Source organism: Rhodococcus sp. T9N (assembly GCF_024436645.1).
Taxonomy (GTDB): Bacteria; Actinomycetota; Actinomycetes; order Mycobacteriales; family Mycobacteriaceae; genus Rhodococcus_F; species Rhodococcus_F qingshengii.
This window is the reverse complement of record NZ_JAMSKS010000023.1, coordinates 74,190-98,831: the sequence shown is the minus strand read 5'-3', so window position 1 is coordinate 98,831 and position 24,642 is coordinate 74,190. Positions and strand designations below refer to the sequence as shown.

The 24,642-nt window shown below is 61.8% G+C and carries 24 protein-coding genes and 2 pseudogenes; 10 read left to right on the top strand and 16 right to left on the bottom strand.

Going from position 1 to position 24,642, the window contains the following annotated elements; translation table 11 throughout:
• Positions 1-120: 120 nt before the first annotated feature.
• Positions 121-1,320, bottom strand: coding sequence for an IS30 family transposase (locus M1L53_RS28125; protein WP_156519327.1), 1,200 nt, complete (start codon positions 1,318-1,320; stop codon positions 121-123).
• Positions 1,321-1,564: 244 nt separating this feature from the next.
• On the opposite strand from M1L53_RS28125, the gene istA reads away from it, so the two are divergent.
• Both istA and istB read left to right on the top strand, forming a co-directional pair.
• The gene (istA, locus tag M1L53_RS28120) at positions 1,565-2,821 is read left to right on the top strand and encodes an IS21 family transposase (RefSeq protein ID WP_261949394.1); all 1,257 of its coding nucleotides are present in this window, start codon (positions 1,565-1,567) and stop codon (positions 2,819-2,821) included.
• Positions 2,822-3,526: an IS21-like element helper ATPase IstB gene (gene istB, locus M1L53_RS28115; protein ID WP_315974185.1), complete on the top strand. Its 705-nt coding sequence runs from the start codon at positions 2,822-2,824 to the stop codon at positions 3,524-3,526. It begins immediately after the preceding gene.
• 13 nt (positions 3,527-3,539) lie between these two features.
• Here the strand turns inward: istB and M1L53_RS28110 are convergent, their stop codons facing one another.
• The gene (locus M1L53_RS28110; RefSeq protein WP_003943392.1) at positions 3,540-4,706 is read right to left on the bottom strand and encodes a site-specific integrase; all 1,167 of its coding nucleotides are present in this window, start codon (positions 4,704-4,706) and stop codon (positions 3,540-3,542) included.
• Positions 4,707-4,829: 123 nt separating this feature from the next.
• Here M1L53_RS28110 and M1L53_RS28105 point away from each other — a divergent pair, with 123 nt between their 5' ends.
• Positions 4,830-5,174 (top strand): hypothetical protein, encoded by a 345-nt coding sequence (locus tag M1L53_RS28105; RefSeq protein WP_073513720.1) that lies wholly within the window; start codon positions 4,830-4,832, stop codon positions 5,172-5,174.
• A 16-nt stretch (positions 5,175-5,190) separates the two neighbouring features.
• Here M1L53_RS28105 and M1L53_RS28100 read toward each other — a convergent pair whose 3' ends face one another.
• Positions 5,191-5,508 carry a helix-turn-helix transcriptional regulator gene (locus M1L53_RS28100; RefSeq protein WP_064445096.1) on the bottom strand — a complete coding sequence of 106 codons (318 nt, stop codon included), beginning with the start codon at positions 5,506-5,508 and terminating at the stop codon, positions 5,191-5,193.
• Entirely contained in the window at positions 5,505-6,566 is a 1,062-nt protein-coding gene (locus M1L53_RS28095; protein WP_064445106.1) for a site-specific integrase, read from the bottom strand. The genes M1L53_RS28100 and M1L53_RS28095 overlap by 4 nt, the downstream gene beginning before the upstream one ends.
• A gap of 145 nt (positions 6,567-6,711) precedes the next feature.
• Here M1L53_RS28095 and M1L53_RS28090 point away from each other — a divergent pair.
• From M1L53_RS28090 to M1L53_RS28080, 3 genes and pseudogenes are all read left to right on the top strand, one after another.
• Positions 6,712-6,864: pseudogene (locus M1L53_RS28090) on the top strand (ATP-binding protein); the annotation flags it as partial.
• A gap of 108 nt (positions 6,865-6,972) precedes the next feature.
• A pseudogene (locus tag M1L53_RS28085) lies at positions 6,973-7,320 on the top strand (VOC family protein); the annotation flags it as partial.
• A gap of 104 nt (positions 7,321-7,424) precedes the next feature.
• On the top strand, positions 7,425-7,670 hold the full coding sequence (locus M1L53_RS28080) for a hypothetical protein (RefSeq protein WP_261949393.1): 246 nt from the start codon (positions 7,425-7,427) through the stop codon (positions 7,668-7,670).
• Positions 7,671-8,493: 823 nt separating this feature from the next.
• Here the strand turns inward: M1L53_RS28080 and M1L53_RS28075 are convergent.
• The 3 genes from M1L53_RS28075 to M1L53_RS28065 form a co-directional block, all read right to left on the bottom strand.
• A complete protein-coding gene (locus tag M1L53_RS28075; RefSeq protein WP_261949392.1) occupies positions 8,494-8,685 on the bottom strand; it encodes a hypothetical protein in 192 nt (63 codons plus the stop codon).
• Positions 8,686-8,713: 28 nt separating this feature from the next.
• Entirely contained in the window at positions 8,714-9,505 is a 792-nt protein-coding gene (locus tag M1L53_RS28070; RefSeq protein WP_261949391.1) for a SigB/SigF/SigG family RNA polymerase sigma factor, read from the bottom strand.
• An 85-nt stretch (positions 9,506-9,590) separates the two neighbouring features.
• Complete coding sequence (locus M1L53_RS28065; protein ID WP_261949390.1) at positions 9,591-9,845, bottom strand: hypothetical protein; 255 nt, start codon at positions 9,843-9,845, stop codon at positions 9,591-9,593.
• A 388-nt stretch (positions 9,846-10,233) separates the two neighbouring features.
• On the opposite strand from M1L53_RS28065, the gene M1L53_RS28060 reads away from it, so the two are divergent.
• On the top strand, positions 10,234-10,533 hold the full coding sequence (locus M1L53_RS28060; protein ID WP_397517575.1) for a MerR family transcriptional regulator: 300 nt from the start codon (positions 10,234-10,236) through the stop codon (positions 10,531-10,533).
• Here the strand turns inward: M1L53_RS28060 and M1L53_RS28055 are convergent.
• From M1L53_RS28055 to M1L53_RS28035, 5 genes are all read right to left on the bottom strand, one after another.
• Positions 10,467-10,886: a hypothetical protein gene (locus tag M1L53_RS28055; RefSeq protein ID WP_261949399.1), complete on the bottom strand. Its 420-nt coding sequence runs from the start codon at positions 10,884-10,886 to the stop codon at positions 10,467-10,469. The genes M1L53_RS28060 and M1L53_RS28055 overlap by 67 nt on opposite strands.
• Before the next feature lie 268 nt (positions 10,887-11,154).
• Positions 11,155-11,931: a GAF and ANTAR domain-containing protein gene (locus tag M1L53_RS28050; RefSeq protein WP_261949389.1), complete on the bottom strand. Its 777-nt coding sequence runs from the start codon at positions 11,929-11,931 to the stop codon at positions 11,155-11,157.
• Positions 11,932-12,102: 171 nt separating this feature from the next.
• Complete coding sequence (locus tag M1L53_RS28045; RefSeq protein WP_261949388.1) at positions 12,103-12,756, bottom strand: GAF and ANTAR domain-containing protein; 654 nt, start codon at positions 12,754-12,756, stop codon at positions 12,103-12,105.
• Between the two features lie 1,507 nt (positions 12,757-14,263).
• Positions 14,264-15,112: a hypothetical protein gene (locus M1L53_RS28040; protein WP_261949387.1), complete on the bottom strand. Its 849-nt coding sequence runs from the start codon at positions 15,110-15,112 to the stop codon at positions 14,264-14,266.
• Positions 15,113-15,358: 246 nt separating this feature from the next.
• Positions 15,359-15,604 (bottom strand): hypothetical protein, encoded by a 246-nt coding sequence (locus M1L53_RS28035; protein WP_261949386.1) that lies wholly within the window; start codon positions 15,602-15,604, stop codon positions 15,359-15,361.
• Positions 15,605-17,150: 1,546 nt separating this feature from the next.
• Here M1L53_RS28035 and M1L53_RS28030 point away from each other — a divergent pair.
• Positions 17,151-17,789, top strand: coding sequence for a hypothetical protein (locus M1L53_RS28030; protein WP_261949385.1), 639 nt, complete (start codon positions 17,151-17,153; stop codon positions 17,787-17,789).
• 599 nt (positions 17,790-18,388) lie between these two features.
• On the opposite strand, the gene M1L53_RS28025 is transcribed toward M1L53_RS28030, so the two are convergent.
• The gene (locus M1L53_RS28025) at positions 18,389-19,672 is read right to left on the bottom strand and encodes an alpha/beta fold hydrolase (RefSeq protein ID WP_261949384.1); all 1,284 of its coding nucleotides are present in this window, start codon (positions 19,670-19,672) and stop codon (positions 18,389-18,391) included.
• A 724-nt stretch (positions 19,673-20,396) separates the two neighbouring features.
• Here M1L53_RS28025 and M1L53_RS28020 point away from each other — a divergent pair.
• Positions 20,397-20,864 (top strand): polyketide cyclase, encoded by a 468-nt coding sequence (locus M1L53_RS28020; protein ID WP_261949383.1) that lies wholly within the window; start codon positions 20,397-20,399, stop codon positions 20,862-20,864.
• A gap of 1,221 nt (positions 20,865-22,085) precedes the next feature.
• On the opposite strand, the gene M1L53_RS28015 is transcribed toward M1L53_RS28020, so the two are convergent.
• A complete protein-coding gene (locus M1L53_RS28015) occupies positions 22,086-22,319 on the bottom strand; it encodes a hypothetical protein (RefSeq protein ID WP_261949382.1) in 234 nt (77 codons plus the stop codon).
• Positions 22,320-22,514: 195 nt separating this feature from the next.
• Here M1L53_RS28015 and M1L53_RS28010 point away from each other — a divergent pair, with 195 nt between their 5' ends.
• The gene (locus tag M1L53_RS28010; protein WP_261949381.1) at positions 22,515-23,201 is read left to right on the top strand and encodes a DUF6766 family protein; all 687 of its coding nucleotides are present in this window, start codon (positions 22,515-22,517) and stop codon (positions 23,199-23,201) included.
• A 239-nt stretch (positions 23,202-23,440) separates the two neighbouring features.
• On the opposite strand, the gene M1L53_RS28005 is transcribed toward M1L53_RS28010, so the two are convergent.
• Both M1L53_RS28005 and M1L53_RS28000 read right to left on the bottom strand, forming a co-directional pair.
• Positions 23,441-23,620, bottom strand: coding sequence for a hypothetical protein (locus M1L53_RS28005; RefSeq protein WP_261949380.1), 180 nt, complete (start codon positions 23,618-23,620; stop codon positions 23,441-23,443).
• Positions 23,621-24,061: 441 nt separating this feature from the next.
• Positions 24,062-24,301 carry a hypothetical protein gene (locus tag M1L53_RS28000; RefSeq protein ID WP_261949379.1) on the bottom strand — a complete coding sequence of 80 codons (240 nt, stop codon included), beginning with the start codon at positions 24,299-24,301 and terminating at the stop codon, positions 24,062-24,064.
• Positions 24,302-24,642: the final 341 nt, after the last annotated feature.

The window sequence follows — 24,642 nt, the reverse complement described above, 5'->3', positions numbered from 1 at the left end:
CCGGAACAACACGCGGCGCGAAGGTGGAGCCGTCACGGAAATTGGGCCAGAACCTTAAGAATGACCCCGTAGCGACGGATTGGGATTGACCCCTCTCCGATGCTAGGAGGGTGGGCGTATTCAACCGGTCGAAGCAACACGTTGCTGTTGAATTGATCGTAGGTGTTCGTCCCAAGCTTCAGCGGGGGTTCGCCATTGGAGTCGTTTCCGTGGTCGCGTGTTGAGAGCGTGGGCGACTGCCGCGAGATCGTCTGGGTTCCATCGCGAGAGATCAGTTCCCTTCGGAAAGTATTGGCGCAGTAGTCCATTCGTGTTCTCGTTGGTGCCTCGTTGCCACGGGCTGTGCGGGTCGGCGAAGTAGACCTTCAGCCCGGTGTCGATGGTGAACTGGGCGTGTGCGGACATCTCTTTCCCGCGGTCCCAGGTCAGCGAGCGTTTGAGTTCGGTGGGCATCGACGCCAGTGCCTGTGTCAACGCTCTGTTCATCGACACCGCTCCGTATCCCGACAGTGCCGGCCCGTTCTTGGTGATCGGTTGCTGTCGCCACCCACGCTCCCGTGGCAGGTGCACGAGGGTGGTGTATCCGGTTGTGCGCTCGACGACGGTTCCGATTGCGGACCTGTCCGTACCGATGATGAGGTCACCCTCGTGGTGCCCGGGGATCGCACGGTCGTCGGCTTCTTCGGGACGCTCGCTGATCAGTACGTCCGGGCTCACGTGAGCCCAGGCAGCACGCTTTGCTCTTGCCCGCGGCATGCGCAGAGCACGGCCGGTGCGCAGGCACAAGATGAGTTCGCGGCGCAGGCCGCCGCGGCCCTCGATGAACAGGGACTGGTAGATGGCTTCGTGGCTGATTCTCATGCTCAGATCATCCGGGAAATCGATTGGTAGCCGGTTCGAAATCTGCTCGGGGCTCCACGCTTTCACCCATCGGCGGTCCTGACGATGGGGCTTGTTCAAGCCTTTCCATTGCCGTTCGAGCGGTCCGGCGACAGCATCGCCGCCCGGCATGGTGATCCGGCCCGAGAGTCGGTCCTCAACATAGTGCCGTAACCGATCGTTGGCCGTGAGCTTGGCGGTCTTCGGGCGGCGGGCAAACAACTCGGCTTTCCAGTGCGCCACGCTGGCGCGGTATTCGAGCGTGCCTCCACGCGTGGCAGCGTTGCGGCGCAACTCCCGCGAGATCGTCGACGGGCTCCTCCCGATGGCACTCGCGATCGCGCGCACTCCGTGGCCGGTGGCGTGCAGGATCGCGATTTCCTCACGCTCTGCCAAAGAAAGGTACCTGCCTGCCGGCGGGGGCCACGAGTACGGCGTCATCCCGCCAGCGTGCCGGAACCACCGCTGACCAACCGCTTGCGCCACGCCGACAGCGTCAGCTGCCTCGCGAGGAAGCTTGCCAGTACTGATCTGCTCCCAAAAATCTCGTTCCTTAGACCGAGGATGGCCCGGCGCTCCCGGTGACCTCATCGGAGCCCTGCCCGTCACCTCCCGCACCCAATCCGATGGACGACCCACAACACCCTCCTGACCTCGAATGTTGCTTCCACCGATTGAGCCCAATGTGATATCAGTGGAGGATTGGGCAGAAATCCGTCGTCTGCATCGCAGCGAAGGAATACCGATCAAGGAAATCGCACGACGGATGGGCATCGCCCGGAACACCGTGCGCACCGCGTTACGCGCGCAGGGCCCACCGAGTCGGGAACGCGGCCCACGCGGCTCACTCGCCGATGGAGTCGAGCCACAGATCAGACAACTGCTGTCCGAGTATCCGCGGATGCCGGCGACGGTGATCGCCGAACGGATCGGCTGGGAGCATTCGCTGACCACACTCAAGGATCGGGTGCGACAGATCCGGCCGGAGTACCAGGGAATCGACCCCGCCGACCGAATCACGTACGAGCCGGGTCAACTCACCCAATGCGATCTCTGGTTCCCAGAGACGAGAATCCCGGTCGCAGCCGGGCAAGAACGAATCCTGCCTGTGTTGGTGATGACGTTGGCGTTCTCACGGTTCATGACCGCATCGATGATTCCGTCGAGGCAGGGCGGAGACATTCTCTCGGGCATGTGGACCTCCATCTCACAGGTCGGTCGAGTGACCAAAACACTGTTGTGGGATAGGGAATCGTCGATCGGTGGCACCGGAAAGGTGACCACTCCGGCGGTGGCATTCGCGGGAACGTTGGCCACGCAGATCAAACTCGCTCCACCACGGGACCCCGAGTACAAGGGCATGGTCGAACGGCACAACGGTTACCTCGAGACCTCATTTCTGCCTGGCCGCCGGTTTGCCTCACCCGACGACTTCAACGACCAACTCGGAGACTGGCTCGAACGCGCCAACTCTCGGATGGTTCGCTCGACCGGGGGACGACCAATCGATCTGCTCGACACGGACTATTCAGCGATGCTTCCATTGCCGCCGGTGAACCCGCCGATCGGACTGCACCACCGAATCCGTTTGGCCCGTGACTATTACGTCAGGATGGACGCGGTCGACTATTCCGTCGACCCGCGAGTGATCGGCAGGTTCGTCGACGTCGCCGCATCACCGAACGAGGTGGTGGTCACCTGTGAGGGACAGGTCGTCGCGTCCCATAGACGGTCCTGGGCGAAACATGCCGTGGTCACCGATCCGGCTCACGTCGCGGCGGCCGCGCAGTTGCGGCAACAGTTCACCCCCGACCAGCGGCGCCGCCGTGACGCCGACCGTCACCATCTCGACGGGCACTGGGTCGCCTTGCGTGCTCTGCCTGACTACGACGCCCTCTTCGGGGTCGATTTCACTACTCCCACAACGAAAGCGAGAACGTAAGTGGCTACCTCCACCAATTCGAAGACTGCAACACCGACCAAGCCGGCAGGGCCATCCGATGGGCTGCCGTCGATGATCGCCTACCTCACCCGCGTACTGAAAACCCCGACGATCGGAGCAACCTGGGAAGACCTCGCCGCCCAGGCGCGGGACGAGAACTGGTCCCACGAGGAATACCTCGCCGCGTTGTTGCAACGTCAGGTCGCTGACCGCGAATCCAAGGGTGCCATCATGCGGATCCGCACTGCGCATTTTCCGGCAGTGAAAACACTCGAGGACTTCAACCTCGACCACCTGCCATCGCTACGTCGTGATGTGTTGGCGCACTTGGCCACCGGAACTTTCGTCGCGAAGGCAGAGAACGTGATCCTGCTCGGCCCGCCCGGCATCGGCAAAACGCACATCGCAATCGGGCTCGGCGTCAAAGCGATCCACGCCGGCTACTCCGTCATCTTCGACACGGCATCGAACTGGATTGCCCGCCTCGGTGCCGCACACCATGCAGGCCGGCTCGAAGCGGAACTGAAGAAGATTCGCCGCTACAAACTGATCATCATCGACGAGGTCGGATACATTCCGTTCGATCAGGACGCGGCGAATTTGTTCTTCCAACTTGTCGCATCCCGGTACGAGTTGGGTTCGATCATGGTCACCTCGAATCTGCCGTTCGGGAAAGCGCACATGTTCGCGCGAATCTGTGCGTAGTCGCGCCGAAGTTTCACGGGTTCGGCAGTCGGGTCGGGTCGACGAAGTCTGCCAGGTAGATCATGGCGGCCTCGGCGGTCATGCCGAATGCCGCGGCGACGAGCTTCGGATCCATGGTGTTGACCAGATCGATAAGGCGAGTGCAGCGGATCATCCGCGGGCCGAACCCGCAATCGTCGAGCACATGACTCAGATAGGCGACCGATGCGGGTGACCGTCCGGCCTTGGTCCCTTTGGTGACGATGACGTGCGGATTGGCGGTGCGCCAGGAGGCGCGCTGGGCCAAACAGCGCTGCACGATCGTCCAGCTCGCCGGGTCCATCGGGACCGGATGCGGTCGCTCGCCAAGCCTGACGGTCTGTCGAAGCGGATCGACATCGTCGCAGGTCAGCAGCCGGACTTCGCGACTGGAAGCGCCATGCAGCAAGGCAAGGATGCCGACCAGGGATTCATGCGGATGCACCAGCAGGTCGGTGGTCCACCGCTGGAACAACCGGCGTTGTTGCTCGAGAGTGAGCGTCCGGCCACGAAAACCCTTGGCCTCTTTCCTGTCCAGGCTCTTCGTCGGATCGACAAGGACCAGACGGTGACTGCGCGCGAATCGGAAAAACTGGCGCAGCACGGTGAGTCTTCGCTGGCGCGACTTCGGCAGGGAAACTAGGAACGCCTCGACGTCGCCGAGCTCGACGGTCGCCCAATCTTGTTTCCCGCGTTCACTGTTCAAGAACGAAGCGAAATCTCGAACGGCCGCCAGTGCGGCCTCTATGGTCGAATCGCTGCGGGGCAGTGTTCCGGCCCGGCGAGCACGGGCCTTGGCGGTAAGCATGAACTCGGCGAATCCTGCGATTGCCGGTCGCAGCGGTTCAGGGGCCGCTTCGATCCGCCGTTGCCGGCGGCCGGCGGCGAGTCGCTCGTTGTGGTCGGTCGGCATCGCCAGCCCGTGTTCGGTGAAGAAATCTTGCATCGATCTGGCCAGCGGACCCATGGAACGGCCTGAGCGGCGTGCCCTGTCGAGCAGGGACGGCGGATGATTGGAGTGCTCGTCGTCGAGCAGTCGCCCCAGCTCGGTGACCGCCACACACGCACGGCCTGGCGAATAGCCGTCGGCGAGACAGGTGATCAGGCCGGGCAGCCAATCCGGCGGGTCGGCAAGACGTGCTAGGAGATGTTCGCCGGCCACATGCGGCCGATCCGGATGGCGCTGCCAGCATCGCGAGCACATGCCGCGGCCGGCATGGCGACGCAACACGCCACAGGCGACGCAGACGCGCGGGGGCTTCTTCGAAGGGCGCGGCCTCGAACAGTGACCGCACCAGCCGGTGTCCACGCGCAGATACCCGGGTTTGCCGCACCGCGGACAGTCCTGTTGCCGAGCTTGCAGGTCGGCTTTGCGTTGGCAGCCCCGGCACAACACGGCCTCCGCGAAGCGGACCTTGTGACCGCACTGCGCGCACCGGCGGGAACAAATCACGCAACGACCTGTCTCGACGACCAGCACCCTACTGCGGCTGCAGTCAGGGCACGGCTGCTTGGCGGCCGCGTCCTTGGCGCGGGCGGTGCACCGGCAGCACAGGTCGCGGCCGATGATGCCCACCGGTCCGCCGCACTCGGCACAGTCACGCTGGCGTTTACCCATGTTCTGCAATGACTTCCAGGTCGAAGCGTCACATCGGCGGAAGCGAGCGGCCGCGGGCGTTGACGGCTTGGCGCTGCGTCGGCGCCGGTCGAATTGGCGGATCGGCAGGACGCTCGACGGGAGTGGCGTCGATCTCGAACAAGTCGTCCGGAGTGCATTGCAAGGCAGTGCACAACGCGATCAGCGTCGTCATCTTGATCTGGGTGGGTTCCTTGGTGAACAGCGCCGACACCGACGCCGCCGACATCTCCAGCCCGGCTTTGTCTGCCAGCAGCCTGCGCAGCTCGGTCCCGGTCCACACTTCGCGTTGGGCCGCGGCCATCCGCAGTCGCCACTTGATCCTCACGCTCGCTCGTCCTCTCCGCTGAGCTCGGCCAGGGTGGTGGTCACCGCGCGCCGATACGCGTCCTCGATGAAGGTCGCCGATGGCCGGACATACCGCATCGTCGATCCGACGGTCCAGTGACCCAGAAGCTGTTGGATCGCAACCAGATCCACGCCACGCTCATAGTTGTGGGTCGCGCACGCACGTCGCAGCGCATGCGGGCTGAACCGCTCCGAACGCGGGCGCCCTTCGAGCTCCATCAGATATCGCAGCCGGTTGCGGATCGTTCCACGATGCAGCGGCCCGCCGGACTCGTCGGCGAACAACACCGGCGAGTCCGGGAACTTGGGCCGCACGTCGGTCAGGAACCAGCGCAGCACCAGGTCCAGACCGTCGAGCATCGGAACCCATCGCGGCCGAGGACCGGACATCCTGGCGCCCTTACCGAAGCGGACATGAAGTTTGCCGAACGGACCACGATCGAAATGCACATCCGGAAGGTCGAGCAGCGCAGCCTCTTCCGAGCGCAGTCCGGCATGATAGAGCGTCCGGAACAGCGCGTAGTCCCGAGCTGCCGGCCCATATTTTCGGGCGGTGATGATGCGCGCCTTCATGAACTCGAAGAACTCCCGCACGCGCTCCGGAGTCGGAGGCGGCACCAGCGCCGGCGAATCGTCGCCGACATGGCGGGAGGCGTTGAACTCATCCACCGGACAGACCAGCTTCACCCCGAACACGGCCTCGATCTCGGCTGCCTTGCGAACCTGGAGGAACCAGTGGAATCCCTTGAAGATCTGCACATACTCCCGCCGAGTCGACGGAGCACGGCCCGCGACTGCGAGGCTGCCGACGACTCGGTCGATGTCCTCGGCGGTGACTTCCCACGCCGGCCGGCCCAGTGCCGTCAGCGTCCGCTCGAGTAGCCCGATGTCGTTGTCGATAGTGACTGGGCTGAAGCCCCGAGCTCGCCAGGACGCGACGAAGGCGTCCACGCAGTTGCGTTGGAACACAACAGGATCTGACTCGATCGACTCTATCGGAACGACGTTGCCCGGGATCAGCCGCAGACCTTCGGTCATCAGCACACCTTCTTCACACCTGAACGATTAAGGTAGCACCTAATATAGACCGCTCACAGCTTGAAGAAGGCTAGAACGCGAAAACATGCTGAAGTCCCAGCGAGCTGCGGGTTTCCACGGAGACGAACAAGTGCCAACCCCAGATCGATGGGGAGAAACATTCTCCGACGACGTCGTCGCCGCAGCGATGATCGACCGACTCGTCCATCACGCTGAAGTGCTCACCCTCACCGGCGACTCTTACCGCACCCGGTCACGCCGAGAGCTCCTGACGAAGAACCGATCCAACAACGACTAATGACAGTAGGCGGGTCAACTTTGCGGGACCCGTAAAGGGTCAGACTTCAGAGACCGTTGACACGCCCGTACGATCGCCGACAACCGTTCCCCCGAGAAAGGTGGACCCGTGTCCAGTCGCCTCGCCGCCATCGCGGTGGATTGCCTCGACACCGATCTGATGAGCACGTTCTGGTCGACAGCACTCGGCGTGAGGATCACCAGCACGTGGACCGATTCCCATGGCAAACGATATGTCGAACTCGGGTCAGGACTGCCCGAGAGCACCGAACTTGTTCTCCTGCTTCAACCGGTCACAAATCACAAGGCAAACAAAAATCGGCTGCATCTCGACATCAGAGCCCAACACAGCGATCAACATGCCGAAGTGATGCGACTGTGCACAGCCGGAGCGCGCGTAGTGGACTGGGCGGCCGAGGATCCGTGGATCGTCATGTCCGACCCAGAAGGAAACGAATTCTGTGTCCTCCCTGGCCACCACGTACACCTTCCGGCGCCCCGACAACTGCGTGCCCTCCGGCCGGGATGCTCCACCGCCTCTGTCCTGCCACAATCGGAACCATGCCCGGCCCCGAGAGAAAACCCGCCCCGATCACCGTCGGTACCCGCGTCACCGTCACGCCGCCCGCGGCCCCGGATCATCCAGCACAGCGCGTCGAGACCGGGACCGTCGTCGACGACTACGCCGACTCCCTCCTCGCTCAGGGCGAACTCGGCCGCACTTGGGCACCAACACGCCGATGGGCCATCGCCCTCGACGACGGCCGCCTCGTCTTCGCCGCCGACAACGACATCACCCCCACCTGATATCCCCCTCGGTTCGGCCAAGGTTCTGCAACTCGCGAAGCGATGACGTGACGACACGAAGAGGGTGCGCGATGCTCGCGGCCGGCAACGGTACAACCCTCTAACAGGACGCCGATGGACTACTCACCCGCGCGAGCACCGAAGACGGCGCCACACCGACACTGTGGCGCACTCCCGGCGCGTAGCGAAACACTCCTACGAGCGACACACACGGTCGACGACATGCTGAATCGACACAGCGGCGAACGCCGCAACGACACGCGCGCACCGAGGCAACTCGCCTCCATTCGCCCACACGGCCGCCGCTCCGCCGGGCACACTGACATCCAGAAAGAAAAGCCCGTCCTCTAACGAGGTACCAGCGGGCCAGACACCCAGCCCCTGACAACGACGTGAGGAGCCTCCCGTGAAACCCGTCGCCAGGTTCATCGCACTGTTCTTGTGGGCCATCCTGCTCATCGCCATCGTCGGCATCGCAGTGAGCCTTGCCCACATGGTGTGGCTCCCCCTCCTCGCCTGGGCAATCGTCGCAGGCGGGGCCGCTGCTGGTCTGATACGTCTGCAACACCGGCCAGCCGGCAGCACCCGTAACATCGAAAGCTGTTCGTGCGCGGCGAGACCAACGCGCCAATCACGACAGGAACGACGGCCCCGACCACGCCTGACAACGCCTGCGACGACTCACCCTCGCGCGCCAGCCGGGCACCGGTGGCACAGCTCCCGTTCCCACCGGCAAGGAACCTGCTGCAGGTCCCTGGGCCGGGATGCGCTGCACAGAGAGAGTTATTCCGCAGTGTGCTCTGCGGTATTCAGTTCTGCAGGTTCATCTTTCGTCACTGTCGTCGCGATTCGTGGAGAATCGGTACACCCGAATTCCGCCCTCACGATCGGTGTATTGAATGCTCCAGGCCGTGCGATCGACCTGTCCCGCTTCGATACTCCGGACCGCTTCCTCCAAGGTCGGGTACTCCGCTGTGCGCTGGGCAGCACCGTCGTAGAGAAAAGTGAAATGCATTCCGTCCTCGTCCTTTCTTCCACGCAACTCAGGCTGCGGCCGCGGCCTGCAGGGGTGCCAGGGACCGTGCCGTCCGCAGTTTCTCGAGTGTTTGGGTGAGCAACCGGGAGACATGCATCTGCGACAGTCCGACCTTCTCCGCGATTTCCGCTTGGGTCAGCTCCCCGAAGAACCGGTAGAGCACGATGGTCCGTTCACGTTCGGGCAGTGCAAGGAGCGCCGGCCGGAGTGTTTCGTGGTTGTCGACGCCGTCGAGTGCAATATCGAACTTCCCCAACGTATCTGCGATCGACCGACCATCGCCCACGGCGGCGGCATCGAGGGACGCCGCGTGATAGGAATCGCCGGCGGCGACGATCTCCGCGACCTCGGCGGGCTCGACTCCGAGCTCTTTCGCCAGTTCCGGCACGGTAGGCTCGTGCCCGAGATCCTGCAGGAGCGCAGAGTAGGCCTTGTTGAGCGCAAGGTAGTTTTCCTGCAACGAGCGCGGCACACGAACATCCCAGCCGCGGTCCCGGAAGTGCTTACGCACCTCGCCCATCATCGTCGGGATCGCGAAGGCGAGAAAATCTTTGCCCTTGGACAGATCGAAACGGTTCACCGCACTGACCAGACCGACACTGGCGGCTTGGACGAGGTCCTCGTGGGCTTGTCCGCGGCCCCGGTATCGCAAGGCGATGTGGCGCGTCAGCGGCAGACACGACTCGATGATCTGCGTGCGCAGACGCTCGCAGCGCACGTCACCATCCGGCAGGGCAGTCAACTCTTCGAACAGGCCGGCAACGTGCGCATATGCGGCATCTCTGCTGTGCGCGCTCACGGCAACGCCAGTATCTGTCGATCGGTCGCTGCTCGTAGGCTTCGTGCTTTCGGCATCGTCGTCTCCTCCACTCCTGGTGCTGATTTCACGCTCGGGTGTTGATCGTCTGCAGGACTACGCGCAATGCGACGGCTGCGGCCACGGCGAACGCCACTGCGCCCAGCGGGCCAGCAAGGACGGAACCGACTCCGCCCACGACCCCGGCGATCACGATCACCAGGACGAGATCGATCGTCACCTGCCGCCACCACGTCAACGTGGCGCCCAGCGGTGTCCACACCGCTCTCCGCGAAGGCCGCCGCTGTGCACACGTGCGCGTGGCCTCGAATGTGGGGGTCATGGCAGTAGTCATTCACGCTACCGAAGTCCCTGTGCTCGCATACCTAGCTGTTCGATCCGATGGCGTAAATCTATATCAGCTGATGCAGATAAGCGACCGCAGAAGCGGCAGGGAACGCAGGATCGAGGGCGCTGTGAGCGCATCCTCCCTGGATAAACTGCGCTTTCAGGCGTGTTTCCACTCTTTCTGGTGGGCATGTCGAGGCCGTGGCAATTTTCGTCCGCGCACAAATCTGTAGCACCATGTATCAGATTTACGGCGTCGACGGGCGAAGGGATGATGATCAGCCGTGTTAAAGTCGACTGATATCCGGTTGGGCTGAGGGAGAAGTGCTGTGGCAGTGAGCGATGCAGCGCCCGCCCAGCGCGGGGTCTACGGGATTTCGGTGATGTCGGAACTGTCCGGGGTCGGCCCGCAGACATTGAGACTGTACGAGCGCCGCGGTCTGCTCACCCCCGCCCGCACGGGCGGAGGAACTCGCCGCTACAGCGAAGCGGACCTGGCCACGTTGCGGCGAATCAGCGCGTTGATCGCCGACGGAATCAACCTGACCGGGATCGGTGTCATCCTCGACCTGGAAACCCAGAACGCGGTCTTGGCCGAACGGATCGCTCAGCTCGCTCAGATGCCCGCGGAGGGGTCCTCGTCCGAGCTCAGACCGCAATCCGGTGATCGCTCGTCGGCGTGAGCGATGGCACCGAATTCCGCATCGGCAACGATGGCATGTCCGGCGGATTCGAGTTGGTCGATCGCGGCATCGAAGGCATCGATGAGCCACGGCTTCTGCGCCTGACTCAATAATGTGTCCGTGCCCTCGTCGCCGATTTGCATGATGCGCACCCGCCACGACCCGCTGGCATCGGGTTCGTCCCACAAACCTCGCGGAGAGTTGGTGGCCAACACGCAGCGGTTGTACTCGAGGTCCACGCGAATGGCGTAGTGCCCCTCCACGTTCACGACAGCAGCGGGACGCTGCGACGCTGCAGCCAATGCGGCCAGCGCGTCGTCGTACATGTCGGAGAACTTCTTCGTCAAAGGCATTGCCGTCCTACCCATTCGAGGCCACCATGCAGCAGACACGGCGGGAAAGGCAGCCCGTTGCCACTGTCATGAAAAAGCACTGGCACCCACCCTAACCCCACGAGGTGCACATCAGCGGGAAGCATCCCACTCGATATGCCGGGCGCAGCCACACACCGCGCCTGGCAGGGAAGCCAACGAATGCTCCAGTGAACGCATCGCCTGACTCCGATGCAGCAACGCATCGCCTGACTCCGATGCAGCGACAGCCATCCTCAGCCGGCCCCGACTACTGCTTCGTCAACGTTTCCACGACCTCGGCCGCGATCGCCGCCACCCGAATGTTGCGGGACTGGGATTGTTCGACCAGTACCTCGAACGCACGATCTGCACTGATCCCGTGCAGCACCATCAGCATCCCTTTGGCTTGTTCGATCGCCGCGCGCGTCTTCATCGCCGCTTGCAAGCCCTCGACCTCGGCACGCCACTGCTCCGCCCGGCGTGCGTTCCATATCGCTCCTTCGACCGCGGCGACGAACACCTGCACGAGCACCTCGTCGATCTCGCTGAAGCCGTGATCGTCGTAGCTGTAGAGATTCAACGCCCCTACGTGGTCGTCATCGGTCGTCAGCGGCGCCGACAGGTAACTTGCCACCCCCATCCCCGCGACGTTCTTCGCGAACTCGGGCCACCGCAGCGCCGCGTCCTCGATCCGCACCCGCACCACCTGCCTGGTGCGAGCCGCTTCCAGACACGGCCCTTCATTCGCCCGATACTGATCCACGTCGACGTCGAGGGCACGCTCATCCGTGCACGCGACCGTCTCGGGTTGCTTGTCGAGGGCGGAGAGGATCGTCACGCCGGCCATGTCCGCCGTGACGATCGTCGCTACGATCTGTGCACAGACTGACTGCAACATCACCGACAACTCCATCGGTGTACGCAGTAACGCACCGAAACGCTCCAGAGCGACCGAAATGTCGTCGGAACTGTATGCGCGTGCGGCCTCCTCGTCAGCGAACGGGGACGGCGCATCGAGCGCAGCAGAAAGATCGTCGCGAGTCATGGTGATCCTGTCTCGCAGGCACCGTCCTGCGCACACTCAACAAAGGTGGCGGCGCTGGTTTCACCGATACACGAACCCTACCTCCCCCACACGAAAGCAGAAACGAACACCCACGTCCCTGATCAGTTCAGATCTGCCTGCACGTCTGCCTGATCCTGCGCGTCCAGGTGATCAGTGCAGGTCCGTCTCGAAACGCTCCCCGCTGATGACGTCCCGCGCGATCTCGGTGATGCGCCGTTGCCGCGCAAAAGCCAGCGCACGCAAACGCACCATCGCCTCGTCCACCGAAATCCCGTGGTGGGCAGCGAGCATCCCGCACGCGATATCTACGTTCCCGCGTCGAAACACCCCCACATCGCTTCCCGAGGTCACTGCGTACGCCGAACCGAGCTCGGAGAGCACCGCATGAGCGATCGTGTGCGCGTACGACCGACACGTCACGTCATCGCGTGCAGTCAAGGCCACCGGTGACCGCCCGTAGAGTTCGAGCACTCCGAACGGGACACCCCCGCCGTCGAGGGGATTCACACAAAGGGGATACGCGTAGAGACTCGCCGCTCCCACCGACAGCGCCTCCGAGGCAAAAAGCGGCCACCGAGCCAGGGCCTCGCCTGCGGCCATGTCGTCGTGCCGTTCCGGGCGGTGAAAACGGTAGGCATCCAGGCACGGGCCCTCCCCGAGCGTGAACTGCAACTCGTCGAGCTCCTCCGCGACCCCGTCACTGGTGAACACCAGGTCCCGCGTCGAGTCGGTGGCGAACACCGCCACCCCGACACCGTCTGCCACCACCTCGCGCACCAGCTGGCCGGCGAGCTGCTTCGTCACCGCGAAAGGCCCCGAGGGACGAGATTCCCAGAGGGAGAGGTGCTTCGACATCGAAGAAGGGCTTTCCCGAGCGGGAAACCGCCCGTGTGGTCCTGAAACGACAGCTCCAACGGCGTGGACTTCCTACCAAACCTACACCGGCCGAGCCTCTTTCAGCCGCCACACCCCGCCCGAGCAGCCCTGCGGCAAGGGCGGCAACACGTGAGCGGCAACATCGGTACTGACCCGAGGAATGCACACGGCCATTTCTTGACCACCAGAGGCAGTCTAGATCGCTGATGATCACATGCTTTGGCGTCGATCGAGGTGTGTACCGGAAAGCCGGAATATCTTCCGACCGTGGATTTCACGTAATCCGATTGCCTGCACCCTACCTGTAGTGACCGCTGCTGCGCCTCTGACATCTATCCTGCTCGACCACTGAACCGCTCCTGCGTGGGGACCGCGGAGTGCAGGTCCAACGCGCGGCGGGAGCAGTTCGTGTCGAGCGAAAAACTGCGGCTACTTTTCGTTCGTCTCAGCCCGAAACGGTGCTTAGCTGAGTTTCTGCGGCTTCGATGCCGCAACCCTCGCCCAGAGGGTCGGCGGCGTGTCCGTCGTCCACCACACCGAACCACATCATCGACGAAGCCGAACGGCTGACCGCCAACTCCCTGGAAACGCGCTTGACGAAGGGAAGACGAGATGTGCCGTCGATCCTCGTACACCCAGGGCTCCGGGTCGCGAAGTAATGGATGGCCCGCCGGGTTCCATGTGAGTGTTGCCCCGGCGGGCCGTAACGTGTCGCTCTGGACCAACCCGGCGACGCGCAGCCAACGGCGGCCGAGCTGACATGGTCCGCTTCTGAATAGGTGAAAAGTTCAACGAGCGCAATCTCTATTCATCGTCACTTCCGTCTCGGGCACGGTACTGGAAGTGGCGGAAATACTGGCCGGCAAATCTCATCCCTGCAGAACGGCTGACACCTCGTGCGTGGAGCGCACTCTCTGCGAACGCGAAGTAGGGCGACGAACGGTGTCCTGTTCGTGGCGCTGGCCGCCAAATTCGGTGGGGACGTGCCACCACCCCCCCCCCTGACAGTTGTTGCCGGCCGCCGCTGGATAGCTTCCGTCACACAGCGCACTGCCTCGGCCGCATCGATGACGTTGCACGCGGTCCGCGCTTTTGGTCGTGTGTACTTATCGCTGTCAGCGGCGGGTGATGATCGTGCGGAGCACCAACCCGAACACGACTTGTGATCCCGCCTCCGACGGCAATTCCTGCCAGTGCATCGGCCAGGAGTACACCGGTGGTGATGCCGAGAACTGCAGCCACCGCGAACGTCAGAGCGATGTCTGTCGCCGCGGGCCGAGGGCTGCTGATCGCGGTTCCTGCTCCCGGCGGATCGAGATGTCGGTGCGCAGCATTTCCCGAAGATCGTTCCCGGAAGTACCCAGTTCGATGATTTCCGCGGCATGGGCAGAGAACCGATTGCGTGGGTTTTCAATCCATGCCTCGTGTGGCTCGATCAGCTGCCGCTGCTGCCTGAGCTTCCTGCCCCGGGGGTTTCCGGCGACGGTGTGGCGACGAGATCTCCCGGGCTGAAGAGATACGCTTCGGCTTCGGTGGTCAGCGAGGTGTTCTGTGTGGCGGGAAGTTTGGCACGCCAGTTCACGATCGGGTTGAGAACGCCGAACGGTCCGCAGCCCGATGCCGAGGGCAATGCGAAATCGGCGGCGGCAGCTTGCACGTTGCTGATCTTCAATGTCTCGGCTGGGTAGTCCGGCTCTCCGAGAACTTCGTACACGGGGGGATTGGCCGTGCCGGGGTTGACACCGCGAAGCTCGAAAGTGACGGGTTTGTCCGGTGAGCCGATATAGCATTTGTCTCCGAGGAACGGATTGTTGATTTTCATCCGAACCGGAAGGTCGATGTTGAAGTCGAAGATCTGATCATGCATCACCGGCAGCCCCACACCCTCGACCTCGGCGGTTACCGCAGCCAGTCCGAACAGATTGTTCAACGGCAAGTCCACTCCTAATACACCGCCGGGAACAGTGACCGGTTTGGAGTGCACCCCCCATCCGTTTTCAGCGTCACTGACGTAGGCGCCGTCGTCGGTCAGCCCCAAGCTCAGCACCATGTCGCCCTGACGGAGCGGTAATTGGAAGCCGTTGTTGTTGAACATCCCGCTCAGGACATCGACGTTGACGCATGACCCGGTCAGAGTGCCGTCACAGAATTCTGCACCGGGAATGTTGTCCAGTGTCGAGGCAGAGGCAGTCGGCGCGGCGAGGACTGCTGCCGCGCTCACCGCTACAGCCGCAATTGCGGCGCGTTGTGTGGAGCGGCCGAATATCGTAGTGCGTGTACCCATGGGTTCTCCGAATGATCGACAATGAAAGACGGACGCCACGATGTGCCGCCCGGTTACCGTGAAGAGATATAACATGTAAACTCCTGCGGCGTGCGCTTTTTAAGTGTTTGCCCTTTTTACTGACGTGCGACAAGGACCCACGACAAGATTTCTTGCATCAAGATCCGAGAGCTCAAGAACGTCATCTACGACGGGCACACCACAATCTCACGAGGGCGGCAGCCAACGACAGGTGTGCGGCAACGATCACGAGAACCTGAACGAGTACCGACGTCGCATAACGTCGAGAGAGCGGATGTCTTCCTCGGAAAAGTCCGCCGCCCGAGCCCAGAGCAAGGCTTGCTGGTAGTCCCGACGACGTTGATCGAGGTCTTCGACGGAGAGCCCCGCGTACCGGGTGTCGTTCCCACCGCTCCCGTCATCGGAAGACAGTGCCAACTGAGCCAGATACGCAGCAAGCGCAGCGGCATGGCGGCGACGATCAGCGGGCATGGGATACCACCTCGAATTTCCGGAGCCACAACACAGGCGCTGAACCCAGCATGCGGCGACACGCGGATTCGTCCGGTCCGCCGGAGCCATCCCAACTTCAGCAATAATCGAGTTATCGAACGGCACTGTCGATGTTACATCCTAAATCGATATGTAACGGCCTTACTCCGTATTGGCCACGGCGTCCTCGGCCCAACTCGGAGTGCCACCACTGCGCTCACCGTCGCGTTCGGCCAAGCCTATGGCAGCCGTGCTGCCACACCGGACGAGCGGCTTCCTATCACCTCACCGACGATCAAGTGGGATGACCGAAGGCCGTCGGCCTCATGCAGGGCTACGTCCGGCGCGATCATTCCGACGACGGAACCGCTTCTGTCCCACAAACCTCCCAGCGATCGCGCGCACGTTGGCAGACTTGGCATGCGACCCTGGTCGCTGGCGGCTCGTTCAGCAGCCGCTACCGGTCGGCCGCAGTGGTGGGTGACCGCGTCCTTGATCCGGCCGCAATGTCGTCGGCAATTCCGGCTCCACTTCGCTGTTCCCAAATGCACGTCTCACGCCTGCTCACCCAATCACTCGAAACTCTGCGCATCGAACTCGGAAAAACTACCTGACCGCGCCCAGGACGCCCCGCGACGGCAGGCACTCAATGCAACGTGTAAGCGAAACTCAATGCGGGACAGAACAATAATGCCGCCCTTCGTCCCAGCCAACCCGGAACAGTCCCTCACAGATCGCTGTCCTCACAACGAGCGAACCGACTCGTAGATCGTCCGCCGACCCGAAGTCCGCACGGCCGACGATGAACCTCTTCCGCGACACAAGTCCAAGCAGCCCTCCAAGAGTGATTGATGTCGAGCAATGACCGTATGAATCGCCGAAAGCGCCTCATTCCCACGTGTAGCGTTCCCTGATTTACGTATCGTGGGCTTCGTTCGCACGCGCATACTTCAGTCATGACAATCGCTTCAGGGTTTTCTCTTCCGCAGTTTCTCTGGAGCGAGTTCATCTTCGTCGCCGTTCCCACCACGATCGCCGCAGTCACCATCTCGTCACTGTGACGATCAGGGGCTGGCCCGCCGACGATCGAGGCGAGCACCGTGGTCCCGGGCTGCCAGCAGCGACGCAGTTTCCTGCCTGGCATGTAATCGCCTGCGCATTGACCGTCATTGTGACGTGTTTCCTCGCCGCCTACTTCTCACGCTGGATCATCACCGGCGGGTTTGCCTCCGGTGATCATGACGGCAGGATTCACCACTGCGTTCAATATCGCTGGCAGTACCGATAACACCGGCCAAGCAGCTGTGAGTGTGGTGCTGTCGGCAATCGGATGGGGCACTTTCCTGAGTGTGATCACGCACCTGCGTGGTCTCTGGACGCAAAAGACACTCGACGATGGCGCCAGAGCCCAAGGTCGAAGATCACCTTCACCGACGCTGAGGATCTCTGCCCTCTAATCATCAGTCTCGCCCGCGGGGATCGCACCGAAATGCTGAGAGTCGCGGCATATGCTCGTCCTGAGGAACACTCAAGAAGTGGAGTCAACATGAGGTCGAGGGAAACGTGGCTGAACACACGAACAGCGGAACTGCGCGCAGCGCTTCTCGACCTGGGAGTGACGATCGCAGACTCCGAAGCCCGCGTGCTGATCAACGACAAACTCGACGAATACGCCCGGCTGATGAGGGTAACTCGGCAAACCGCACAACGTAACTTCACAGACGAGCACCTGGCCATCTTCGCCAACTCCCTGGCAATGACCATCTCCGAGGAAGCACCGGGCGCGAACATGATTGAATTCGAACGCAAAATCTTGATGCCCACCAACGCCCTCGGACTGACGAACGCTGCATTGGCGGAAGCATTGAAAGTCGCCCACAGCAATCTCGAGGACCGCTCACTCACCGACGGGTTGTCCAATCTCTCGACGCTCGGCATGATCACCGCCGATACACAGGACTTTCTCGTTCCAGTACCGCGACCACTCTTGCTGCGCATTGCTCGATTTTTGGACAACTCCGCTAAAGCAGTGAGCGAAGGGGCGAACCTTCCCGATGGGGTCGACGAGACCACACGATCACACTTTGTCACCACTCTTCGACGCGACGCAGATGGACTACGCACTATCGCAAACATCGAGGACGGTGCTGTCCCAAAGCTCTGGCGCACACCGAATCCACCTTAGAACTGCACGTCCGTAGGTCACCGGCGTTTCTGGTGCACGCGTCCTTGGCCTCCAGCGCGGGCCCGATAGCGGAGCGTTCGTAGGCAAGACAAGATGTCGCTGATTCGAAGCGCCGCGCGTCCCACGTGCCAATCGCAGGGTCGAGGGTTCCTCAGCATCGAGCTCGCAGCCGCTGACCGGAGCCCTCTCAAGTGTGTGCCACCTACTCGATCCTGGCGCATGTCCCAGCGCAACGCAGGCCGTGACGACGATGATCCCCGGGTTTCTGTACGAATGCGGAGGATGCACCTCCTCCTGATCAATCGTTCGAATTCGAGCATGGGCAGTGACTTTGCTTGTCCCTCAATCCATCCCGAAACGATCGACATCCCGCCAGCTTGCCCAACCTCTCCTCTGGCATCCGATGACGTTGTCACCCAACATCGGTCGTTCGGCCCGGACTTTGATTGCCTGCTGGCGATCATCGGGAGAGCCTGACCTGGTCTACGAATCGGTCCGTTGCTGCCCCGCCGTTAATCGATGGCAATGACAAAGACCGGGGGTGACTTTGAAGAATCGGCGGGTCCAGCTCCTCGCCTCCTGCCCGCTACCTTGCGGCCTCAAAAACGCGTATTCGCCGCAGATCTCGGCGTCGCAGTTGCGGACGGCGTAGTAGTGCCCGCCCGCGCGGATCGACGGCGGGCATAATCGGACGACGCAATGAATCGACGCACGAGGCGGGTAGTAAGTTCAGGGAATTCGAGCTGTGGGAGGTGGCCGCAATCGGGAATCACCACAGAGTTCGCCGAGGGGATGGCATCGGTGACATGGCGTTCGAAAGCCGAAGGAACTAAATGGTCGTCGCCACCCCAGACGAACAGCGTCGGGCAACGCACATTCCGAAGCCGTTCCCAAAAGCCCTTCTCGCCGAATGCCTCCTCGGTGTAGATGTTGACCAAAGCGGACAATGCAGCCCGGCGGCGGTTGCCCTTGCTCATCGCGATCTCGAATTCGTCGAGTGCGGCGTCGTACCAGCCCTTTCTGACTCTCCTGGGATCAGCGAACAACGTTCTCAGTGCCGCCGTCATCAGTGGGCGAGGGAGCGCAACTCTCGAAATCCGAGCGAGATCGACCGGCAGCAGTTTGACAAACGGAGCCAACTGGCGGAAACGACGAAATGCAGGGGAAGGGCATAGCAGCACCAATGCGCTTGCCGCCTGGGGATCACTCATCGCCGATTCGAGTGCGAGCCGTCCACCCAACGAGTTCCCAACTACCGCAGCGCCTCTCGCATCCGTGGCCGAGAGGAAATCGTGAAACCAACGACACAATTGTTGCGCACTGTAATCCCACCTCGGGGCCTCGGATGCACCGAAGCCGGGAATGTCGGGCGCGAGGACACGGTGCTGTGCGGCGAGGCCCGATAGCAACGGCAACATGGACGCGTTGGTTGCACCGAGCCCGTGCAGCAGAACGAGCGGCGGCGCATCGGATGGGCCGGCCTCGAGGTAGGCGGTGCGCGCGCCTGCAACCTCGATCTCGCGGGCTTGTGGCCGGGCGGCGACCTCGATATCCGGAGCAAACGCGCCACCGAGCTGCAGCACTGTGGCCAAACTGCCACGTGCAATGAGATCACCAGCCAGAAAGGCCTCCACTCCGCTCCGCCGTCCTGTCAGTAAATCAGTGATTGTCGTCGCGTCGCAGTGGATACTGCACGTCGGTCGAGGTTGCGGCCCTGCGCTCAATTTCGCGACGCCGTCGACGATCTCCACAGACCATCGGCCGCAATCGGCGATGTCGAGGACCACAGTGGCCGTGCGTTGAGCAAATACCGTATCGGCCAGATCACGAGGAAAGTGCTCGGCAAGCACCGTGGCGACCTCCTCGGCGCGGGAATGGAACATCGATTCTCCTTCGACCGCGTCAGCATCTTGTTGTCTGTACGCTTGCCAGCCTCCTACCCGACTCTGCGAACATTCATGCATCGACCGGACCAACCACGTCACCTTTTTCATTAGATATCAAGGCGTCGGAGCCTTTTGGCAGATGCAAGATACGAAGTGGCCAGCGCTACAGCGTACGTTCCGTGCCATAGCCACGCTGAAACGCACACTCCTGGACGCCTACAACCAGCAAGCCGTCCGAGAACGGTACAACGTCAGCGCCACAAAGCACTCGCGAGAATCCCTTTGACTTGTCGAGCGACCAGATAGGCGCCGAGGGAACGGAATGCGGAACGCCCTTCCCTTCCTCGACAGAAACGGGCGGCTTCGAGGATGAACATGTTGAAGTTCGCGAAAGGACTTCTCGCGTTTGAACGGCCTCGTTCTCTCCACCGACGGTGTCGGTTCTGATGCGATCGCTGACAAGGGGAACCAGCCGCATTGCTGGCAGCAGCGACCACATGGGCGGCATGCCTGTGGTGTGCTCTGCCACTGTCGGACCCGTGGACGACTCCACGAACTGTAGTGCTCTCCGATTCCAGGGGCCCGCGAACCTCTATCGTCGATCCTCGTACCTCAGCTCCGCCATGACCGGTCAGAGACACCGTAAACTCCGGGTACCGGGCCCCCGTCACGTCGACGCGTCGAGGCGGGGACCTCTCTCGAACACGGAAAGTGAGCCCGTATGGCCGACGAACTGATCGTCCGACGTGTTATTACCGCCCCTACGGCGTCGATATTCGCTGCCCTGGCGAACCCTCAGGTACATGCTGCGATTGACAGCTCCGGCATGATTACAGAAGCACTAGATCCGACACCGCTGGTCGGTGTCGGTGACACGTTCACGATGCAAATGTATCAACCCGAACTCGGTGAGTACGTCACGGAGAACACCGTTTTCGTGTACCAGGTCGACGAGGAAATCGGCTGGCTGCCGAACCGCGAAGGCTCCCCGCTGTATGGGACCCGCTGGCTGTGGCGACTGGAGGTTGTTTCCGAAGACAGCACCGGCCTCACCCAGATATATGACTGGTCAGAAGTTAAGGATTCGGCCTTTCGCCGCTGTGCTGGGTTCCCGCTTGTGACCGAGGACCAAATCGTCACAACGATGAACCGTCTGGCCGAGCATCTCGGCGTCACGGTCTCCGACTGACATCACATGCGGTGACGTGTTCGCTCACCGCTTCTCGTGTGATGTGCTTGCGGCCGCTCTGCCGCGGCGCGTCGTAGTTCCTTCTCTTGATCGTGGCTGCGAATCCGTCGACCCGCTGTATGATTCGGTCAACTTCTTGGCCTGCAACGCCTGAACGGCGACGTCGGTCCCGATTCCATCGTAATGACGGGACCCGTCCTCACTTGTTGGTCAGTTCCGGACACCGGTATTGCACGGGGCGCTCGGCCACGCGTGTCATGACCTCCACGCTCACGCCGGTTTCGGTCGGCAGCGCTGTCGAAACCTTTTTCAGGCTCTGAAGCGTTCTCCATCTCCAAGCACACGATGTTCGACATTTGCTGGGCCGCAACCGCCGTGACCTGCTCACCGGTGATGGCGGCGAGATCGGCTTCCTGGGCCGCTGTTCGACCTGCGACTGCGCACCTTCGTTCATCATTTCACCGAACGCGTCCGTGCTCCCACCAAACGAAACATTTGTCTGTACCGTCTCTTCCGCTGTGCGTTCGCCCTGCTCGGAGTCCCCACAGGCGGCGAGCGCGAAGGTCATTTACCGCGAACGAAACCACGCATTTCATGCGTTCACCACATCAGCAAAATTCAATTTCCTAGACATTGCCGCTCCGATCTTGCTCCCTGCGGTTCGGCGCACGAAGCGAGCTCGGGTGCAGCAGCGGAAAACCCGTCGCGCTACCACACAGTCGCCAGCACGAATCGTGCCACGGCGAGTCCTTCTTGCAGCTTGGCCCGCGGCGGCGCCTTACGAAAACTCGGTCAATTGTTGATCACGATGTTGAGATTGATGATGATTCCACCGAAGGTGAGGACCGTGTTGGCCAGGCCGACTGTCGTACCACTGTTCAAAGCTGCGATCAGTCCGCTCATCGACGTATCTCCCTCATTGCCTTCGGGTTACGCGTACAAGTAGGCGCACTGCAACTGACAATAGGCCACTGCCGAGCCGTTCGGGTGGTTACGCATCGAGACAGAACGGCCGTTCGGTCACCGGCCGGACACGCCCCAGCCGCGATCCTCTCCACGTGGGAATGTCTACCCCGACTGGGTGGTACGCGAATGATGTGGACTCCGGCTGCGCTTCGTGTTGCCCTACCAACTCAGCGCTCCCCGCACTCTATAGTCAACGCCATGCGGATAGGTTTAACCTTTCTCCTTCTGTCCACGGCTGCAGCGTCAGGGTGCGCGTCACTGCAACCGGACAACGCCGGCGCCGCCGAGGTCGCGCAAGAATTTCATACCGCGTTCCAGGATGCGGACGGCGCCGAAATGTGCGACGCGATCGCGACCTCCACAGTCGAGCAAATAGAGATTTCGACGGGGCGAAATTGCGAGGACGGAATCGCAAATGCACATATACCCGCTGCCCACGGCGTCGTCGCCGCGGACGTCTACGGCCGGGCAGCGCAAGTCCGAATGCATGGGGACACGGTTTTCCTGACCCGGACAAGTCACGGTTGGAAGGTGATCGCCGCTGGCTGCCACTCACGAGGGGATGAACAACCGTACGAGTGCATTGTGGAGGGGAAATAACACGATGAGAGTCTCATTTTGGATGTGCATCCTGGTGGTGGCAGTAGGACTGGCGTACTTCATCACCGTCGGATTGCTACACCGATGAGCCGCACTTTTGCGCACAGCGTTCGCGACAATTCGCTGGCGCTTTTCTTCGGTGTCATCTTTGTCGCGGCCCTTATCGGGCAGGCTTTGACTGGAGTGTCGGTATATAACAGCGAGCAAACTGCAAGTGGTCTGGAGAAAATTTCCACGTTGCAGTACGTCACGTCGTCGTCGTTCGCCGTTGACGTCACGGAGAACTGGCAATCGGAATATTTGCAGTTTTTTCTCTACATCTACGCCACGGTCTGGCTCGTTCAGAAAGGATCGCCGGAATCAAAGAGCCTCGGGCGCAGTGGCACCGAGTCGGATGAAGACCAATGTGTCGGTTCCCATGCTCGTGAGAAATCCCCTGCCTGGGCTCAAAGGGGCGGCTGGCGACTCGCCATTTACTCGCGTTCTCTCGGACTGGTGATGGCGGCAATTTTTCTTACGTCACTGCTCGCTCAGTCCATCGCCGGCACAAGCGAATACAACGAATCCCAACTGCGCGACTTCCAGGACGTTGTTTCGTGGTGGGACTACACGACCTCCGCGGAGTTCTGGAACCGCACGCTACAGAATTGGCAATCGGAGTTCCTGGCCGTCGCAAGCATGGTGGTCCTCGCGATCTACCTACGTCAGCGCGGATCGCCTGAATCGAAACCCGTGGGCAGTGCGCATGAGTCCACCGGAATCGAAGGATGAGCGCGCAGTGTCTCGTACACCGCTGCGCAAACCCGCTCGTGTCGCAGGGGACGAGCCAGAGAATTGCGACGGTTAACGCTGTGAGTCACACTGGCCGCGCGCCCAGCAGCGCACGACCGCACAGTGTCGCTCGGACTATGTGCAAGCCGAATCTTCCGGCCCAGGTCTGCTGCAGGGCCGGTTCCCCGCGACGCTTTCGTGTTTCGTGTTCCGCTGTTCACGGCGCGATCGTGAGCCGTTCAGAAGAAGCCGCCCCACCCGCCGCCGGCGTATGCGGCGATCGCCAGGATGATGAGGATCACCACGAGGAGAAGCGGGACGATCAACGTCCAATTCTTTTTTTGGCCCGGCCGCTGCGGTGCAGGAGAGTCAGCTGGCATCATTCCGCTTCGCTCCGGTGGGGTAGGTTCTTGGGTCATCAGACGTCCTCCGTTCTGATTCGATCAATGAAAAAGCCGTCGACTCTGTTTGATTTATATCTGGAAGGTGACGACAGCGGGCGAGGCCGGATGTGCGGTTGTACTTCCGCCTTCGCCGAGGGGCAGTCGTTCGCGGAGAACGGCTAGCTCCGCGCATACGATTCCTTGAGTTGGGCGAAACGAGCGTCGCGTCGAGCTCGGTCCTGGAGGGCATCGTCAGGTGGCATAATGCCCGCACCCAACCGCGAATATCCTAGGTGCCCTTCGTATTCGAGAAACGCGGGCACTGCCTGGAAATTCATCCACTGATCAGCAGTGAGCAAGGACAGCGCTCGCCTCATAGTCGTTGTCGCCGCCCATGGATCGCCGGAAGCGCTTCGCCTTCGGGTCGCTGGCGGTGATGAACCTCCTCATGGCATCCCCGGTATCGGTCTCGAAATTTCAGACGTCAGGCTGGCTAAGACGTTGAGCGAGAAGCTTTTTACCTTGTTCGCCGCCCTTGCGGCTTTCCGCTTGGGCTCTCCGGAAAAAGTCGGCAAGCTCTTGATCGCCCGCATCCTCAGCATCTCGGATGTAAGTTTCCATGCGTAGCGCGTTGCTCAGCGACGCTTCGACGAACCAGATCAGGTTGTAGTCCTTGTCCCGCGTCCCCGTGATTGCGCCACCCTCTTCGGTTGTCATCGTCAGTCTTCCTTCGAACGACGAAGTACCGGTGTTAGCACCCCGTTCCCAAGTCCACTACCCGGTAACTTCGGGTTTCAATCTCGCAGGACCGAAACGTGCGCAAAACGACGGATAAATTGTGTACGCCGTGGGCACGGCATACACATCGGGTGGACGAGCGAGGGTAAACCATGTCCAGCTGGCTGTCATTCCTACCAGCTGGCTGGGGGCAGCTCATGTTCCACGCCGCTTTTCACCCGGTAGGGCGAAGCAGCGGCACCACAAGTAGGCTGCCGGTCTGGCTCGGTCTCCGGAATGGCTTGAATTCTAGGGCGATCCTGACCAGCAGTTCTTCTGGA